Raw genomic sequence first — 16,567 nt, 5'->3', positions numbered from 1 at the left:
GAGCTCTGCTTTATGTTGATTGATTTTTTCCTCGAAGTACGGCGGGCCAAGGTGCCTGCCAGTCTGCGGGAATTCCTGGACCTGCTGGAGGCCATTCAGCAGCGTCTGGCGTTCGCAGACATGGAGGAGTTCTATTACCTGGCGCGGGTGTGCCTGGTTAAGGATGAGCGGCACTTTGACAAGTTCGATCGCGCCTTCCAGGCCTATTTCGAAGGCATCGAGAATCTCGATGATCTGCTCGAGGCGCTGATTCCGGACGACTGGCTGCGTGCCGAATTCGAGAAACACCTGACCGACGAAGAGAAAGCCAAGATTGAGTCTCTCGGCGGGCTGGAAGATTTGATCGAAACCTTCAAGAAGCGCATGGAAGAGCAGAAGGAACGTCACGCCGGTGGTAACAAATGGATTGGTACCGGCGGAACCTCACCGTTTGGTGCCAACGGTTATAACCCGGAAGGCTTCCGCATCGGCCAGAACAAAGGTCGCCACGGCCGGGCTGTCAAAGTCTGGGAAAAGCGCGAATTCCGTGATCTGGACGACAGCATCACCCTGGGCATCCGCAACATCAAGGTGGCCCTGCGCCGGTTGCGTAAATTTGCCCGACAGGGTGCCGCAGACCAGCTCGACATGGATGACACCATCCGCTCAACGGCCCGCAATGCCGGATATCTGGACCTGAAAATGGTTCCCGAGCGGCACAATGCCGTGAAGGTTCTGATTTTCTTTGATGTGGGCGGTTCAATGGATCCTCACGTTCGCGTGTGTGAAGAGCTGTTCTCCGCGGCACGTCTTGAGTTCAAGCACATGGAGTATTTCTACTTCCACAATTTCATTTATGAAAGCGTGTGGAAGAATAACATCCGGCGCATGAACGAGACGCTCAGCACCTGGGACATCCTGCATAAATATACGCCGGACTATAAGGTGATTTTTGTCGGGGATGCCACCATGGCGCCTTATGAGATCACGCATCCCGGTGGCTCGATCGAACACTGGAATGAGGAAGCAGGCGCCACTTGGTTCCAGCGTGTGACCGAGCATTTCCGAAAGGTGGTGTGGCTCAACCCGTTACCGGAAAGCTACTGGGGATCGGGTGGTTCACTGGGCATTACCCAGCAATTGGTCAATAATCATATGTACCCTTTGACCATTGAGGGGCTCGAATCGGCCATGAGGCAGTTGAGTAAATAAAAAAAGCCGATGCGGTTGAGGGCATCGGCAAAGCTCGGCATATTCAAGCGGGGGTTGCCTGAAAGGCGCTCCCGCCAACTCTGGTAGAGCAAATCCGGGGCCATGCCCCTGTATAAATGATTAATATCAATAGCTTGCATCGTCATAGGGCCGGTCGGTCCTTTGTGATCAGCCTTCCTTTCCTTTATTTCTGTCAAATTAGTCGACACTTTTCGTTGCCGATACCCGGCCAAATGCTCATTTGGTGAAATGGATACCGTTCTTGGTTGTTAGCGGGTGTTACTCTTTATTTCGAAATGTTACCTGAGCCGCGCACCAGCACGGCCCGGCAAGGCAGGAAAGTGATGTTCGGCAGACAAAAACCACAAAAGTGCCGGATTGCCCCAGGGATCAGGGGGCTTTGTATATCCGGAATGATCATGGCCGCGATGGCGGCCACCTCCCACGCATCGTCGCTCGATGCGCAGATCGAGCGTCTGAACGCTGACATTACCCGGCATACCGCAAGTGTGCATGCCCTCGAGCAGAAACTGCTGCACCCGGTGAATACCCGGGTGGCGGTCTTTCTGTCTTTGGCGAACAGGCAAGCTCTTGAGCTGGATTCGGTAGAACTGTTCGTCAATGAGCAGCCGGTTACCGCTCATCTTTACACAGAAAACGAACGGAGCTCACTGGGCCAGGGCGGCGTGCATCAACTGTTTATCGGCAATCTGGCGGACGGACGGCACAGCCTCAAGGCGGTGATCAACGCCCGGGCGGCCAACAATCGTTTCGTGCGCCGGGAGATTGTCCACGACTTCCGGAAGCAGCCGGGCACTCTGCGCCTGCAGATGACGCTGAACGCCAAGGCACCGGACTATGAACCGGAAGTTTCATTTGTTGAGTGGAAATAACCGGCCATGAATGGGCGCATGTCTCTGCTTTTCCGAAATAGCCTCGGTGTCTTGGCTGCGATGCTTGCAGGTGTGGCAGCTCCGGTGGCAAACGCCATGGACAACCCGCTGGCAACCGGTGTGGTTCGCTTTGCGCTTGATACGGGTGAAGCTGAGAAGGTTGTCGGGTTGGCCGCGAAGCTTGAAGGCGAATCGGCCGATTATCTCCGGGCCAGACTGTTGCTGGCCTCTGGGCAGGATAACAAGGCCAGGGCAGGGTTTGAGGGTGTATTTAACGGTGCCTCTCACCGTGGCGAAGCGGCCTTGGCTCTGGCTGAAATGGCACAGGAAGAGGGCGATCTCACCGGTGCGGAAAACTGGTACCAACAGGCGCGCCGAACCGGCTATGGCGAAGTTTCTCAAAAAGCGCTTCTTGGTCTGGCGGAGCTGGCCAGAATACAAGGTAAGACAGACGCGGCCGGTCAATACCTTGCGCGTATGGAAGATGGCTACTGGGCGGCTGTGGGCTATATGAACCTGGCGGCGGATTTCGCCCGCGATGATCTCGATTCGTCACGGGCCCTGGTTTCGCTCCGGGTTGCCATGGCCATGGCTGCCAAGGATACCGACACCAGCCGGAGCCGGGCACTGCTTGATCAGCTCAATCTCCGGGCGGGCTATCTCGCACTGGGTAGCGAAGATTACGACAAAGCGATTGATTTCCTTGAGAAGGTCTCTCTGGAAAGCTATCACACACCTCAGGCTCTCTATCTTCATGGCCTTGCCCTGTCGAGCAAAGGCAACCACCGTGCCGCCATGCAGAGCTGGCACCGTGCCAAGAAATTTCCGCTGGCATTTCCGGGTGTTTCAGATGCGTGGATTGGTATGGGCCGTGGTTATGATCTTTCCGGGTATCCGGGCCAGGCGGGAGAATCATGGTTGGCAGCCAACGCGGCCTATGAGGGAGAACGGGTTACTCTTGGCAAATTGTCCGAAAGGATCACGGCTGAAGGAGCCTACAAAGCTCTGGTTCAGGATGCCCGTAGTGACGACATTCAATGGTTTTTGGCCGATAACCGAACGTTAACCCAGCCACGAATGGCGTATCTTCTGCGCTTCATGGAAGAACCCGGGGCCCAGGTGGCGGTGCGGAGGGTAGCGCGCCTTGATGAGATGGTCGCAACACTGGATGCGAGCAAGTACAACCTGGAGGTTTTCATCCAGGCCCTTGAAGTCTTTATGGCCTCGGCCGGTTCAGGGGGGGTGGCGCCACAAACCGCTGGGCTTGAGCAACAGCAGAGTGATCTGGAATCCAGGTTGAATGGGTTGGTGGAGCAGGCGGCAACGCCTGCCCAGGTCACAGAGTTGCGTCAGCTAAAACAGTCCCTGGCAGGAGCCGGCCGCCGCATGGGCGCGTTGAATGAGCAGATCCTCCAAAGACCTGAGCGCCTGGAAAAGGTTCTGGACGAAGCTCGTGCAATGAGAGACGCCACCAAGGATTTACGTTACAAGGCCCTCAGTCTCCGGGAGCAGGCTGCGCGAAAACTGGATGCACTGGCACTGGCGTTTGTTAAAAAGCAGACCCAGCACATGACTCACGCGCTGGACAAAACCGAGCAGCAAATCGCCCATCTCTACGAGTATCTGGCTCTGGAAAACCTCGGGGAGGGTGCACAGTGAATCTGCCTTTTGCTCCCAAGTCCTTTGCGACATCCCTTGTCATGATTATGGCGTTGGCCCAAGAGCCGGTTTCTGCGCAGGAATCGTTCCGCGTGGAGTTGGGGCGGGATGGTGAAACCCTGGGGGATATGCGCCCGGTGTTTCTGAAATTTGAGAGCCGGCCGCTGCCGGCGATTTCGCCTCTTGAAGTGGCTCGCCGTTATCAGAAGCTGTTTGAGTCCTCGGATGAGCCTGAAGTGCGGATAGACGCCCTGAATCGGCTCAACAACATCCGTGATAGGTCTGGAGAGGACGTCGGGTTCTCCGAAGAGCGGGAAGCGGCCATCTATGAGGAAGTGCTCGAGAGCTACGAAAGCATTCTGGCCAAAGGGTCCTTTTCCGGGCGTCTCGACGAGTTGCTGTACCAGATGGCCAAGGCCCACGCGCTGACCGGGCAACCGGAGCAGTCCATCGCAAGACTGAAACAGCTTGTTGGGCTTTACCCGAACTCGGAACTGGTACCTGAGGCCCGTTTTCGCATAGCGGAAGCGGCCTTCTCCGCCGGCCGTTACGCAGAGGCTGAGGCCGGTTACCGGCAGTTGCTGGAGCATGACAGCCATCAGGAGCTCGCCGCCAAAGCCCGCTACATGCTCGGCTGGAGTCAGTTTAAACAGGGTGAGCCCGCCTGGACCCGCGCGGCAGATACGTTCATGGCGGTACTGGATCAGCAATTGCCCGACCAATCCACGCTGGCCAACCCGCCGGCGCAGTCCATGGATATGCTGGAGGACACCTTCCGGGTGCTGGCTTTGATGGCGTCCCGCCAGAGTGATGCCCGGACCCTTGCCGGCTGGCTGGATGGTCGTGAGTCATCAGCATGGCAGCATCTGTTATACGACCGGCTTGCGGATCTGCATGCGGTGGAACGTCGTTATGAACGGGCGGTGTCAGTCAACAACGCTTTTGTGTCCGAGTTTCCGGGCCACACAGCGAGCCCGGATTTCCTGGCCCAGAGTGTGTCCTACTGGCAACTGGCCGGTATAACCTCAAAAGCTCTGGCGGCGCGGGATGATTACGTCCAGCGTTTGGGGGCAGAGGCCCGATTCCAGACGATGACTCCTGAGCAGAAGGGGCTTTGGGCGCAATACACCCGCTTCCTCGCTGATCACTACTACGCCACCGGTACAGACCTCAGTAGCCGGAACCAAACGGCTGCCGCCAGTGAAGCCTGGGCCAAAGCCGCCCATTATTACGAGCGGCTTGCATCTCGCTCGGATCAAGCCGGGGAACTGCTCCATCTCGCAGGCGATGCCCGGTTACTGGCTGGCGATCGGGCTGAAGCCGTCAGGAATTTCCGGGCCGCCGCCTACGACCATCGCCACGGGGATTCCCGGGATTCGGCCTGGGCCGCTATCCGAATTGTTCGTGAGGATCTTGAGCTGGCATCAGGAGAGAGCAGAACTGCGACGCTGCTCGTCCTGAGCAACGAAGAGCAGCAATATGCAGAGGCGTTTGGCCCGGATGAACGTCTGTCGGGGCTCCGTGCCGACCTTGCCAACCGTTGGTACGACCTGGGCGAATTCGAGCGTGCCCTGCAATACGCCAGCTCTACACTGACCTGGGAGCGGGCGGGGGTTACCGAGCGTTACGCCGCGTGGTTGGTGACCGCGCGTATTCGACAGAAAAACAACGAGTTTGGGCTCGCTGAACGTGCGTGGCGCCAGGCTTTGCCATTGGCTGACGAAGCCAGCCCGGATGCAGAAAGCCAAAGGCGCAGTCTTCTGGAACAACTCGCGTCCGCTATCTATCAGCAGGGTGAAAAGGCTGCTCGTGCCGGCGACGCAACTTTGGCCGTGGCGCATTTCCAGAGGGTTGAGGGCGTAATGCCGGGCTCTGAAATTGCGATCAAGGCTCGCTATGATGCCGCGAATACCCTGCTTCGGGCATCCGACTGGCTGGCTGCCATCAATGAACTCCAACGCTTCCGGATGGATTATCCGAGTCATGAGCTTACGCCTGAAACCAGTGAGAAGCTGGTTCTTGCCTATCAGGAATCTGGCCAGGGATTAAAAGCCGCTGAAGAGCTGCTGAGTCGCTCAGAAACGCTTGCGGACCCGTGGCCCACCAGGCTGCGTGCTGCGGCCATTTTCCACGCAGAGGGTGACAGCGCTTCCAGAAACCAGCTTTACAAAAACTGGCTGGCGGTTGCACCCACGCCCGATTCCGCCGAGGAGCATGTTCAACAGCAGACCATGCGCCAGCGCCTGATCGAATCGGGCGACGCTACGGGTGCCATACGTGAACAACTGCTGGCTCAGGAAAGAGCCAGTCAGTGGCATTCTGAGGATACCCTGCAATGGGCTGCCGATGCTGCACTGTTCTTTGGTGCCCAGACGGCAGAGCGTTTTTCCGGCATTGCACTGGTTCACCCGCTGGAGCAGTCACTTGCACGAAAGCAGGCGGCCATGCAGCAGGCTCAGGAGTATCTCCAGGAGGCAGAGTCCTTTGCCGGCGATGGAGTACGTTCGGAGGTTTTATATCGCCGTGCTGAACTCTATCGAACACTGGCGTCTGACCTCATGTCCTCTGAAGTACCTGCGGAACTGAACGAAATGGAAGCCATGCAGTATCAGATGCTCCTGGAAGAGGAAGCGTTTCCGCTTGAGGAAGAGGCCATGGCGCTGCACGCCCGCAACCACGAACGTATCCCCACGGAGGGTTTCGATGAGTGGATTCAGCGCAGCCTGGAGGCCCTGGCCACCATGCACCCCGGGCGCTACGACCGACAGCTTCGCTGGATGAGTTGGACGACGGACACCAATCAGGGAGGCTCATGATGAGGTTGAGAGGGATACCCCAGGTTTTCCGGTTTTTACTTCTTCTGGTTCTTGCGGGGTTGGCTGGCTGCGCTTCCAAAGCGCCGGCACCTGAAAAAGTGGCGCCGGTGTATCAGCCGGAACAGTCAAAAGAGTGGGAGCGGCAGGGCCGGCAGGCCTACGAAGCCGGTGACCGGAAGATGGCGCTGGAGGCCTGGCACCAGGCGGTTGCGGCGGATCCTGCCAACGTGAGGGTTCGCAACAATCTGGCACTGCTTCTTAAAGAGCAGGAGCGCTTCCAGGAAGCCGCTGAGATGCTGGAAGCGGGGTTGAAGGTGACGCCTAAGGTGGCGGAACTGCATTACAACCTGGCGGTGATATCAGAGCTCTACCTGCTGGACCTCGACAAGGCGCTGGAACATTACCAGCAATATCAGTCCCTGGTGGGGGAGGAAGGCTCGCAGGTTGCCGGCTGGATCGCAGATCTTGAAAGGAGGCTGGAATGATACTGTCCAGGTTAACGTGCTGCGGTTTCCCCCTGTCTGTTCTGTTGCTTTGGCCGGTCATCGGCTATTCCGCAGAAGGCATCAGTAACGGTGGGCAGAGCCAACAGAACGTTCTGCAGGTACGGGGGCTCTCCGCTGGCACCGGCGAAGACGATCCGAGAATTCTGTACATATTGCCCTGGCAAACGCCGAGCCTGCCCCGGCGCCCGAGAACCGAGCTCAATCAACAGGCACCGGAACTCTTGCGTCCGGTGCCTCAACCGGTTCTGGAGAATCACCGCCAGTTCCGCGAAACCCTGAATCCCCTCGTGCTGAAATCAACGCTGTCTGCAGGGCAGCGCGCCGCAACCGCCGAATCGCAACCGTAACGTCGCAGTAGATGGAGAACTACACCATGCTTGATACCGTTATCCGCTTTTTCCAGGAGGGTGGTCCCTTCATGTACCCGATTGCCATTGTGCTTGCACTGGGGCTGGCGATCACTCTGGAACGTTTTCTGTATCTCGGAGCGGTTCGCCGTCGAAACCGGGTGGCATTTGAGCGCGGCATTCTGCCCGCCCTGCAAAAACGTGATTACCAGCGTGCCATGAAGGCGGCGTCCAGCTCAGACAGCGCAATTGCTTCAGTGCTTGGCGCAGGCATTGCCCGGTTGATCAATAACTGCCGGCGTGAAGACGTCGAATACGCTATGGAAGAGGGGCTGATGGAAGTATTGCCCCGACTGGAAAAGCGCACGCAGTATCTCGCCACCCTGGCCAACATCGCCACTTTGCTGGGCTTGCTTGGCACCATTATTGGCTTGATTGCGGCATTCACCGCGGTTGCTGCCGCAGACCCCGCGCAGAAGGCATCGCTGTTATCGGAAAGTATTTCGGTGGCCATGAATACCACCGCTTTTGGCCTCATGTCGGCCATTCCGCTGCTGCTGTTCCATGCGGTACTTCAGACCCGCACTAACGAGATTGTCGACAGTTTTGAAATGGCGGGGGTCAAGCTCCTTAACATGGTGTCTGAGTCCGCAAACCGGCCGGCGGCGGCCGCCTGATGGTGCCGGCATTCCAGGATCTGATCAGGAGTAGCCGAACATGAGACGTCGACATCGCAGACTGACAGCCTCGGCAGACCTCGACATTACCGCCTTTCTCAATCTGATGATTGTGCTGGTGCCGGTGTTGCTTCTGGGCATGGTGTTCAGCCAGATCCGGATGATCGAGCTTAACTTTCCGGGCATGGAAGCGGGGCAGGCGCCGGATGCCGAATCGTTCCGGCTGGTGGTGACGGTGCTCCCGGAGGGTATTGAGGTGGCGGACAGCGACCGCGGCCTCATTGATGTGTTGCCTGTTACCGGGCAGGGCCAGGCCTATTCACGTCTGAGTGAACTGTTGCAGCGGATTAAATCCCGGATGCCCGACAAGACGGACGTGATCCTGGAAGTCGGACCAGACGTTGACTACCAGACTCTGGTGTCGGTTATGGATACGGTGCGCTCTTACCAGGCGGTGGTGGCAGCGAGCGTTGTGGAAGCAGAGCTCTTTCCGGATGTGTCTTTGATGGATGCTGGTGAGGATCGCAATCTGGCCGCGCGACCGATGGAAGGCAAAGGAGAAGGCGCGTGAAGTTGTCGAGACGAGCCCGACTGCGCCAGCGACACTATGGCCGGATGCACAAGGCGGGCGGCCTGAACCTGGTGTCACTGATGGATATCTTTACCATCCTGGTGTTCTTCCTGATGGTGAATTCCTCGGATGTGAAGGTCATGCAGAACACTGCGGATGTTCCCCTGCCCAGTTCGACCGCCCAACAGGAAGCCGTGGAAAATCTGACCGTACAGGTGGTCGGCCAGTCCATTCTGGTCCAGGGCCGGGAAGTGGCGCGCCTGGACGGCATCGAAGCCACGGATACCCGCATTGCCGGCTTGTCCGAAGAGTTGGCGTACCGAAGGAACCGTTGGGCTGAGGTACCGGAAAACGGTCTTGAAGTTACGATTATGGCAGCGAAAGATACCGATTACCGGTTGCTGAGAAAGATCATGCAGACCTGTGTCGATGAGCAGTTCCGGCAGGTACGACTGGCGGTGGAGTCGGAGGTTCGAAATGGTTGATCACAGGGAGCTGTCGCAACCTTCCCGGCTGCCCTGGTCCAGGGACAGAGCAGAGTCAGGCCGCTTCGGCCTGATAACCGGGCTGATGCTGGCGCTGTTTCTGATTCCTGCCCTCATTATTCCGGGCCTGCAGGTACCGGAACCTGAGCGTGAACAGGCGGAGCAATTGCCGCCTCGGCTGGCGAAGCTGGTACAGCCACCCAAGCCGGTTGAGCCACCCGAGCCGGTTGTGGAGCCAGAACCTGAGCAACCCAAGCCAGAGCCAGAGCCGGAACCGACGCAGGTTGAGGAGCCGCCACAGACCCGTCCTGAGCCGACTGTCGCAAAAACGGAGCCGAAGCCTGCGCCGCAGACGACCGAGCAGGCTCGTGAAACCGCCTCACGTTCCGGCCTGTTTGCCATGAAAGACCGGCTCAGTGCTCTGACGTCTGTGGACACTCCGGCACCTGAGGTGCAGCGTGTCGCGAATGTTAATAACAGTCAGGCGGTTGGCCTGGCACCGGAAACGCCGAATGATTCGGTACTGCAAGGCAGCGGCGGTGTTGAAACCCGCGAAGGGCCAGTTAGGGAAGTCGAACTGGCTAAGCATGAAACCAGTGACGTAGCCGCTCTCCGGGAAACCGCGCCTCAGGTGGCAAGCCAGCCGGAACCCGCCCGGCCGTCAGTGGGCGAGCGTGCCATGAGCAATATCCGGCAGGTATTTGATGCCCAGAAGAGCGTGCTCTATTCCCTGTACCAGCGGGAGTTACGGCAGGATCCAACCCTTGAGGGTAAGGTTACCCTGGAACTGGTGATTGAGCCGGATGGCAGTGTCTCAGCTTGTGACGTGGTGGGCTCGGAGCTGGACCACCCGATGCTGGAGAAGCGCATTGCTTTGCGCGTACAGATGTTCAATTTCGGGGCAGCCAATGTGGAAACCCGGAAGGTACGATTCCCCATCGATTTCCTTCCGGGGTAATGCCAGCCGAAACTCAGTTTTCGATGGTGATTTTCGGCAAGCGGGGTTTTTGCAACGAAATCTTTTCGGTGGGGGCAATCACCTTGGCCTCGCCGGTAACCACCTGATCACCGTTCTGATTGCACACATCGCAGCCAAAAGAGACACGGTTTTTAGGTTCCTTGCGAAGCACCGACAAGGTGACGGTCAGTGTGTCGTCCAGCTTGACCGGTCGTTTGAACGACAGGCTCTGTTCCAGGTAGATGGTGCCGGGGCCGGGCATGACTGTGGCCAGGGCGGCAGAAATCAGTGAGCCACTCCACATACCATGAGCGATGCGCTCCCGGAACATGGATTCTGCGGCAAACTCGGAATCCAGGTGTACCGGGTTTACGTCTCCGGATACCGCAGCAAACAGCACCAGCTCATCTTCGGTGAGGGTGCGTGTGAAGGTGGCTGAATCGCCCTCGTTCAGTTCGTCGTAGGTAATGTTTTCCAGCGTATCCAGGGTGTCGCTCATCACAGGCTCCGGTGATTCAGTGTTCAAGTACGGTTGTACCGTTTCCTGATCTGAAAACTACCTCATCGTTAACAAAACTGCTATTCTCTCCACACTTTTTTGAGGCTGATACTTTCGTCGGGTTGATTTTCCCGAGCGATCGGTCTTGGCAAAACATTACAATCAGGGGGCTTCTGAACCCATCCGGTAGTACCCCACAGCGCCAATCAGACAGGAGATGGTGATGGATTTTGAGCAGTTCTATCAAGACAAATACCCAGCTGGCATCCCCCGGGAAATCGATCTCAATAAATACAAGAACATGGTGGATGTTTTTGAGCAGGCGGTACAGAAGTTTGCAGACAAGCCTGCGTTTACAGCAGTTGGCGTTACCCTGACCTATCGGGATCTTGATACTCAGAGCCGTAACTTCGCGGCCTGGCTGCAGAACAAAACTGACCTGAAACCGGGCGACCGCATTGCGGTGCAGATGCCGAACGTAACCCAGTATCCGGTGGTTGTGTTCGGGGCCATGCGCGCTGGCCTGATTGTGGTGAACACCAACCCCCTGTACACCACTCGTGAGATGGAGCACCAGTTTAACGATTCTGGCGCAAAGGCACTGGTTGTTCTGGCCAATATGGCGGACAACGCGGAAAAGGTTTTGCCCCATACCGGCATCGAGCACGTGATCGTGACCGAGATTGCCGATATGCATTCCCCCATCAAGCGTACCCTGATGAATGCCGCGGTGAAGCACCTCAAGAAGATGGTTCCGGCGTTCAACATTCCGGGTGCTCATAAGCTGCCGGCGGTACTCAGCGCCGGTGCCCGTGAAAAGTTTACCCCGGTCGACATCAAGCTGGATGATCTGGCCGTGCTGCAGTACACCGGCGGTACCACTGGTGTTGCCAAGGGTGCCATGCTGACTCACGCCAACCTGGTGGCCAACCTGACGCAAGTCAGGCCGATGCTGGAAGATCAGGTGGAAGAGGGCAAGGAAGTGGTGATTGCACCGCTGCCCCTGTACCACATTTACTCCTTCACCCTGAACTGCGGCATTATGCTGGAAGCAGGTGCCCATAACGTTCTGATTCCGAACCCGCGTGATATCCCCGGCTTTGTTAAAGAGCTGCAGAAGCAGAAGTTCTCTGCCTTTATTGGCCTGAATACCTTGTTTGTGGCCCTGTGCAACAACGAGGACTTCCAGGATCTGGACTTCTCTGGCCTCAAGCTGACTGCCTCTGGTGGTATGGCTCTGACCAGTGATACCGCGAAAATGTGGCAGCGTGTGACCGGTTGCGAAATCAGCGAAGGCTACGGTATGACCGAGACTTCTCCGGTGGTTACCTTCAATCCCCGCAGCGCCATCCAGATCGGCACCATCGGTCTGCCGATTCCGTCCACTGTGGTCAAAACCATTGACGACGACGGCAACGAAACGCCGGTCGGCGAGCCGGGCGAACTGTGCGTGAAAGGCCCGCAGGTGATGCGCGGTTACTGGCAGCGTCCCGATGATACCCAGAAGTCGTTCACCGATGACGGTTTCCTTAAGACCGGCGATGTGGCCCTGATCCAGGAAGATGGCTATATCCGCATTGTGGATCGTAAAAAGGACATGATCATTGTGTCCGGTTTTAACGTGTTCCCGAACGAAATCGAAGATGTTGTGACCACACACCCGAAAGTGGTGGAGTGTGCCGCCGTGGGGATCCCCGATGCCAAGAGCGGCGAAGCGGTGAAGGTTTATGTAGTGCCCACCAAAGAAGGTGTAACCGCCAACGAACTCAAGGAGTTCTGTCGGGAGCGTCTGACCGCCTACAAGGTACCCAAGCACTTTGAGTTCCGTGATGAACTGCCAAAGAGCAACGTGGGCAAGATCCTGCGCCGTGAGCTGCGGGACGAGGCCAACGCCAAGTAACAGGCGAGGCCCGCATACCAACCAAAGACCCTGCTTCGGCGGGGTCTTTGTGTTTCTTGGCTCCGGTTTTCGTTAGACTGTTTCGCCCTGACGTTCCACCTACCCATTGATGAGCCTGCAGCTGTTAATGACTGACAACACTCGTTCCGAAACTCCCGTTGATTCCCGGGCCGCTGTCAAAGCGATGATGAGCCAGCTGGACGCCTGCAACCAGCAGGAGGCCGCCCGCATCATTCGTCGTGTAAGCCGTTGCAAGGGTAACCCTGGTAACAAGGACCTGGAAAAGATGGCGCAATGGCTGGATCAGGGGCTCGACAAGGTGCGTAAGCGTCAGGCATTGCACAAGCCGGCGACCTTTCCCGCCGGGTTGCCGGTCAGCGATCGCGTCGAGGACATCAGTGATGCCATCAACAACCATCAGGTGGTGATCATTGCTGGTGAGACCGGGTCCGGTAAAACCACTCAGATTCCGAAGATTTGCCTGAACCTGGGGCGGGGCACCCGCGGGCTTATTGGTCATACCCAGCCCCGGCGGATAGCCGCGCGCAGTGTTTCCAGCCGGATTGCCGAAGAACTGGGTGAGACGGTAGGCCAGCAGGTCGGGTACCAGGTGCGGTTTACCGACAACACCTCGGAATCGTCCCGGGTCAAGGTAATGACCGACGGCATCCTGCTGGCAGAAGTGCAGCATGACCGTTTTCTGGATCGCTATGACACGCTGATTATCGATGAGGCCCACGAGCGCAGCCTGAATATTGATTTTCTGCTCGGCTATCTCAAGCAACTGTTGCCGAAGCGCCCGGATCTGAAAGTCATCATCACCTCGGCCACGATCGAGGTGGAGCGCTTCAGCGAGTTTTTCAACGAAGCGCCGGTGATTGAAGTCAGCGGTCGTACCTTTCCGGTAGATATTCGATATCGCCCCCTGGTTGGAGACGAGGACGACAGGGATCAGGGCTGGACCGACGGTGTTCTCTCGGCATTGGACGAGATTGAACAGCATGAACGGCAGGAAAAGCAGCCTCCGGGCGATGTACTGGTTTTTCTGCCAGGCGAGCGCGAGATCCGGGCCCTGAGCAAGGTGCTGCGCCACGCCGACCTGCGTCATACCGAAGTGTTGCCGTTGTATTCCCGCCTGAGCAACCAGGAACAGAACCGGGTGTTTCAGGGCCACAAGGGACGACGGATTGTGTTGTCCACCAACGTGGCTGAGACCTCGCTGACCGTGCCCGGTATTCGCTACGTGATTGATACTGGCGTTGCGCGCATCAGCCGGTACAGTGTGCGCTCGAAAATACAGCGGCTGCCAATTGAACCGATTTCCCAGGCCAGTGCCAATCAGCGGGCAGGTCGGTGTGGCCGTGTGGCGCCGGGTATCTGTTTCCGTCTGTACGACGAAACGGACTTTTTGAACCGCCCGGAATACACCGATCCCGAAATCCTGAGAACCAACCTGGCCTCCGTTATCCTGCAAATGGCGACATCCGGACTGGGTGAGATCCGGCATTTTCCGTTTCTTGAGGCGCCGGATCGTCGTCAGGTCAACGATGGTTACAAGCTGCTGGAAGAGCTTAGCGCCGTCGATGACAAACGGCGTGTCACCAGGCTTGGGCGCACCATGGCCCGATTGCCGCTGGATCCCCGGTTAGCCCGGATGCTGGTGACCTCAGCAGAGCAGGGCAGTCTGGCGGAAGTGTTGATTGTGATTGCCGGCCTGAGCGTTCAGGACCCCAGGGAACGCCCACAGGACAAGCAGCAGGCGGCCGACCAGGCTCACGCACCGTTCAACGACAAGGAATCGGATTTCGCCACCCTGCTGAATATCTGGAACTGGTTCGAAGAGCAGCGCCAGGAATTGTCCCAGAACCAGCTCAAGAAACTGTGCCAGAAAACTTTCCTGAGCTGGATGCGAATGCGTGAGTGGCGGGACATTCACCGCCAGCTCACCCTGATCTGCCGGGAACAGAAGCTGACATTGAATAACCAGCCGGCCAACTACGACGCAGTGCATAAAGCCATTCTGGCCGGCTTGCTTGGCCAGGTGGCGGTGAAAGTGGAAAAGCGGGAGTATCTGGCCACCCGAAACCGCAAGGTAATGATTTTCCCGGGTTCCAAAGTTGGCAAGACGGCACCCAAGTGGATTGTGGCGGCCGAGATCGTCGAAACCAGCAAGGTGTTTGCCCGAATGGTGGCGGCCATTCAGCCCGAATGGGTGGAGCCGCTGGCAGGCCACGTGGTAAAGCACCACTATTTTGAACCCCACTGGGAGCAGAAGCGTGCCCAGGTGATGGGGTACGAGAAGGTCACACTTTATGGCCTGGATGTGGTCCCCAAGCGCCGTATTCCCTACGCCAAGGTAGACCCCGCCGAGTGCCGGAATCTGTTTATTCGCCGTGCCCTGGTTGAGGGGGATTTCCAGTCCAGGGCGCCGTTCATTGCCCGTAACCGCGAAATGCTGGATACGGTCGAGAATCTGGAGAAGAAGACCCGGCGGCGGGATCTTTTGGTGGATGATGAAGTTTTGGTGGCTTTCTACGACCAGAGACTGCCATCGGATATCGTTAGTGGCCGACATTTTGAATCCTGGTGGAAAGGATTATCTGCCGAAGAATTGAAGAAGCTGGAGCTGACAGAGGCCGACGTACTGCAAAGGCCTCTGGATGAGACCTCGGCCCAGCAGTACCCCGACTACCTGGAATGGGAGGGGGTGAAATACCCTCTGAGTTATGAATTTGAACCCACCAGTGAGCGCGACGGTGTCACCCTCAACGTGCCCTTGATGGCTTTGCGACAGATCCCCGCCCGGCGTCTGGAGTGGCTGGTGCCGGGGCTGCTTCGGGAAAAATGCATTGCCCTGGTCAAGGGGCTGCCGAAAGCGTTGCGCCGGAATTTTGTGCCGGTACCGGACTTTGTCGACGCGGCTCTGGCCAACCTGCAGCCAGGCAACGAGCCTCTGGCGATCAAACTGGGTGAACAGCTGCGACGAATGACCGGGGTCCAGATTGATCCGGATGCCTGGCCGGAGGAGGAGCTGCCCCGCCACCTGAGGATGAACCTGAGGGTGACCGGCGATAAAGGCAAGGTCATCGCCGAAAGCCGAGACACCGATGAGCTCCAGGCCAGACTGGAGGGCCGGGCCGAAGAAGCGCTGGCCTCGGCGACGAGAGATGAACCCGGGAAAAAACAGGCGGGTGAATACACCGACTGGCAATTCGGCAACTTCCCGGAGCAGGTTCAAACAGAAAAAGGCGGTATGCAGGTCACGGTGTACCCGGCTCTGGAAGATCTGGGTAATAAGGTGCGGGCTTCTCGTTGTCTGGACAAGCTCACCGCAGAGGATGCCCATCGTCGCGGCGTTGCGCGGCTGATTGTGAACCGGTTCGGCAATACCCTGGCGGATCTTGAACGAAAGCTGCCTCGGTTCAAGCAGTCTGCGTTGATGTTTGCACCGATCGGCCAGGCAAAGGGACTGCTGGATGATCTGGTGTTGTCGACGGTTATGCAGCATTTTCTGGCGGACCAACTGCCCAGAACCGAACAGGCGTTCGCAGAGCTGTTCGACCTCCACCGGGGTGACTTCATTCCTGCTCTGGAAGCTGCTGATGAGCGCCTGTTTCAGGCCATGAACGGCTACCAGAAAGTCGCGAAACAGCTCAAGGGCAAGATTAATCTGGCGCTGGCAGCAAGCATGGCCGACCTCAAGTTCCAGTTGCAACATCTGGTATATCCGGGTTTCCTGGTCAATACCCCGGCTCAGTGGCTGGAACGGTTCGGCACCTACTTTGAAGCAGCGGACATCCGGTTGGAAAAAATGGCGCGGGAAATGGGGCGTGAGCGGGAATTTCTTCACACCATTGAGCCATTATGGGCGCGGTATGCCGCGAAACTGGAGCAACAGAAGCGCCAGGGCGTGCGAGACCCGGAGCTGGAAACCTACCGCTGGATGATGGAGGAGTTCCGGGTGTCGTTTTTTGCCCAACAACTGGGCACGGTAATGACGGTTTCGGCGAAGCGGTTGGATAAACAATGGGAAAAGACCCGTATATAACGTTTTCGGATGCACTA

General features: G+C 57.6%; 13 protein-coding genes. 12 read left to right on the top strand and 1 reads right to left on the bottom strand.

Going from position 1 to position 16,567, the window contains the following annotated elements; translation table 11 throughout:
• Positions 1-12: 12 nt before the first annotated feature.
• The 10 genes from ACAM27_RS12070 to ACAM27_RS12025 all read left to right on the top strand — a co-directional run bounded on the left by ACAM27_RS12070 (position 13) and on the right by ACAM27_RS12025 (position 10,103).
• Entirely contained in the window at positions 13-1,191 is a 1,179-nt protein-coding gene (locus ACAM27_RS12070) for a VWA domain-containing protein (RefSeq protein WP_369612026.1), read from the top strand.
• 419 nt (positions 1,192-1,610) lie between these two features.
• Positions 1,611-2,084, top strand: a complete 474-nt coding sequence (locus ACAM27_RS12065) for an AraC family transcriptional regulator (RefSeq protein WP_369612025.1) — start codon at positions 1,611-1,613, stop codon at positions 2,082-2,084.
• An 18-nt stretch (positions 2,085-2,102) separates the two neighbouring features.
• Positions 2,103-3,743, top strand: coding sequence for a tetratricopeptide repeat protein (locus tag ACAM27_RS12060; RefSeq protein ID WP_369612024.1), 1,641 nt, complete (start codon positions 2,103-2,105; stop codon positions 3,741-3,743).
• Positions 3,740-6,559: an outer membrane protein assembly factor BamD gene (bamD, locus tag ACAM27_RS12055; protein WP_369612023.1), complete on the top strand. Its 2,820-nt coding sequence runs from the start codon at positions 3,740-3,742 to the stop codon at positions 6,557-6,559. The genes ACAM27_RS12060 and bamD overlap by 4 nt, the downstream gene beginning before the upstream one ends.
• The gene (locus ACAM27_RS12050) at positions 6,556-7,044 is read left to right on the top strand and encodes a tetratricopeptide repeat protein (RefSeq protein WP_222533762.1); all 489 of its coding nucleotides are present in this window, start codon (positions 6,556-6,558) and stop codon (positions 7,042-7,044) included. Before bamD ends, ACAM27_RS12050 begins: the two co-directional genes overlap by 4 nt.
• Positions 7,041-7,412: a hypothetical protein gene (locus ACAM27_RS12045; RefSeq protein WP_369612022.1), complete on the top strand. Its 372-nt coding sequence runs from the start codon at positions 7,041-7,043 to the stop codon at positions 7,410-7,412. Before ACAM27_RS12050 ends, ACAM27_RS12045 begins: the two co-directional genes overlap by 4 nt.
• A 26-nt stretch (positions 7,413-7,438) precedes the next feature.
• The gene (locus tag ACAM27_RS12040; protein ID WP_206851906.1) at positions 7,439-8,089 is read left to right on the top strand and encodes a MotA/TolQ/ExbB proton channel family protein; all 651 of its coding nucleotides are present in this window, start codon (positions 7,439-7,441) and stop codon (positions 8,087-8,089) included.
• Between the two features lie 40 nt (positions 8,090-8,129).
• A complete protein-coding gene (locus tag ACAM27_RS12035) occupies positions 8,130-8,660 on the top strand; it encodes a biopolymer transporter ExbD (protein WP_011785082.1) in 531 nt (176 codons plus the stop codon).
• On the top strand, positions 8,657-9,145 hold the full coding sequence (locus ACAM27_RS12030; RefSeq protein ID WP_011785081.1) for a biopolymer transporter ExbD: 489 nt from the start codon (positions 8,657-8,659) through the stop codon (positions 9,143-9,145). The genes ACAM27_RS12035 and ACAM27_RS12030 overlap by 4 nt, the downstream gene beginning before the upstream one ends.
• Positions 9,138-10,103 carry an AgmX/PglI C-terminal domain-containing protein gene (locus ACAM27_RS12025; RefSeq protein ID WP_369612021.1) on the top strand — a complete coding sequence of 322 codons (966 nt, stop codon included), beginning with the start codon at positions 9,138-9,140 and terminating at the stop codon, positions 10,101-10,103. The genes ACAM27_RS12030 and ACAM27_RS12025 overlap by 8 nt, the downstream gene beginning before the upstream one ends.
• Before the next feature lie 13 nt (positions 10,104-10,116).
• Here the strand turns inward: ACAM27_RS12025 and ACAM27_RS12020 are convergent, their stop codons facing one another.
• Positions 10,117-10,602, bottom strand: coding sequence for a MaoC/PaaZ C-terminal domain-containing protein (locus ACAM27_RS12020; RefSeq protein ID WP_014421343.1), 486 nt, complete (start codon positions 10,600-10,602; stop codon positions 10,117-10,119).
• Between the two features lie 223 nt (positions 10,603-10,825).
• Between ACAM27_RS12020 and ACAM27_RS12015 the strand changes: the two genes are divergently transcribed.
• Both ACAM27_RS12015 and hrpA read left to right on the top strand, forming a co-directional pair.
• Positions 10,826-12,502, top strand: a complete 1,677-nt coding sequence (locus tag ACAM27_RS12015) for a long-chain fatty acid--CoA ligase (protein WP_014421344.1) — start codon at positions 10,826-10,828, stop codon at positions 12,500-12,502.
• Positions 12,503-12,629: 127 nt separating this feature from the next.
• Complete coding sequence (gene hrpA, locus ACAM27_RS12010) at positions 12,630-16,550, top strand: ATP-dependent RNA helicase HrpA (RefSeq protein WP_369612020.1); 3,921 nt, start codon at positions 12,630-12,632, stop codon at positions 16,548-16,550.
• Positions 16,551-16,567: the final 17 nt, after the last annotated feature.

This window comes from Marinobacter sp. RI1 (assembly GCF_041155085.1).
GTDB lineage: Bacteria > Pseudomonadota > Gammaproteobacteria > Pseudomonadales > Oleiphilaceae > Marinobacter > Marinobacter nauticus.
The sequence above is the reverse complement of the archived record's forward strand: the minus strand, read 5'-3'. Positions and strand labels throughout refer to the sequence as shown.

Coding starts and splice junctions, on each gene's coding strand:
- ACAM27_RS12050 (WP_222533762.1), top strand. CDS start 6,556: ATGATGAGGTTGAGAGGGATACCCCAGGTTTTCCGGTTTTTACTTCTT.
- ACAM27_RS12020 (WP_014421343.1), bottom strand. CDS start 10,602: ATGAGCGACACCCTGGATACGCTGGAAAACATTACCTACGACGAACTG.
- ACAM27_RS12045 (WP_369612022.1), top strand. CDS start 7,041: ATGATACTGTCCAGGTTAACGTGCTGCGGTTTCCCCCTGTCTGTTCTG.
- ACAM27_RS12070 (WP_369612026.1), top strand. CDS start 13: ATGTTGATTGATTTTTTCCTCGAAGTACGGCGGGCCAAGGTGCCTGCC.
- ACAM27_RS12040 (WP_206851906.1), top strand. CDS start 7,439: ATGCTTGATACCGTTATCCGCTTTTTCCAGGAGGGTGGTCCCTTCATG.
- hrpA (WP_369612020.1), top strand. CDS start 12,630: ATGACTGACAACACTCGTTCCGAAACTCCCGTTGATTCCCGGGCCGCT.
- ACAM27_RS12060 (WP_369612024.1), top strand. CDS start 2,103: ATGTCTCTGCTTTTCCGAAATAGCCTCGGTGTCTTGGCTGCGATGCTT.
- ACAM27_RS12025 (WP_369612021.1), top strand. CDS start 9,138: ATGGTTGATCACAGGGAGCTGTCGCAACCTTCCCGGCTGCCCTGGTCC.
- ACAM27_RS12065 (WP_369612025.1), top strand. CDS start 1,611: ATGGCCGCGATGGCGGCCACCTCCCACGCATCGTCGCTCGATGCGCAG.
- ACAM27_RS12035 (WP_011785082.1), top strand. CDS start 8,130: ATGAGACGTCGACATCGCAGACTGACAGCCTCGGCAGACCTCGACATT.
- ACAM27_RS12015 (WP_014421344.1), top strand. CDS start 10,826: ATGGATTTTGAGCAGTTCTATCAAGACAAATACCCAGCTGGCATCCCC.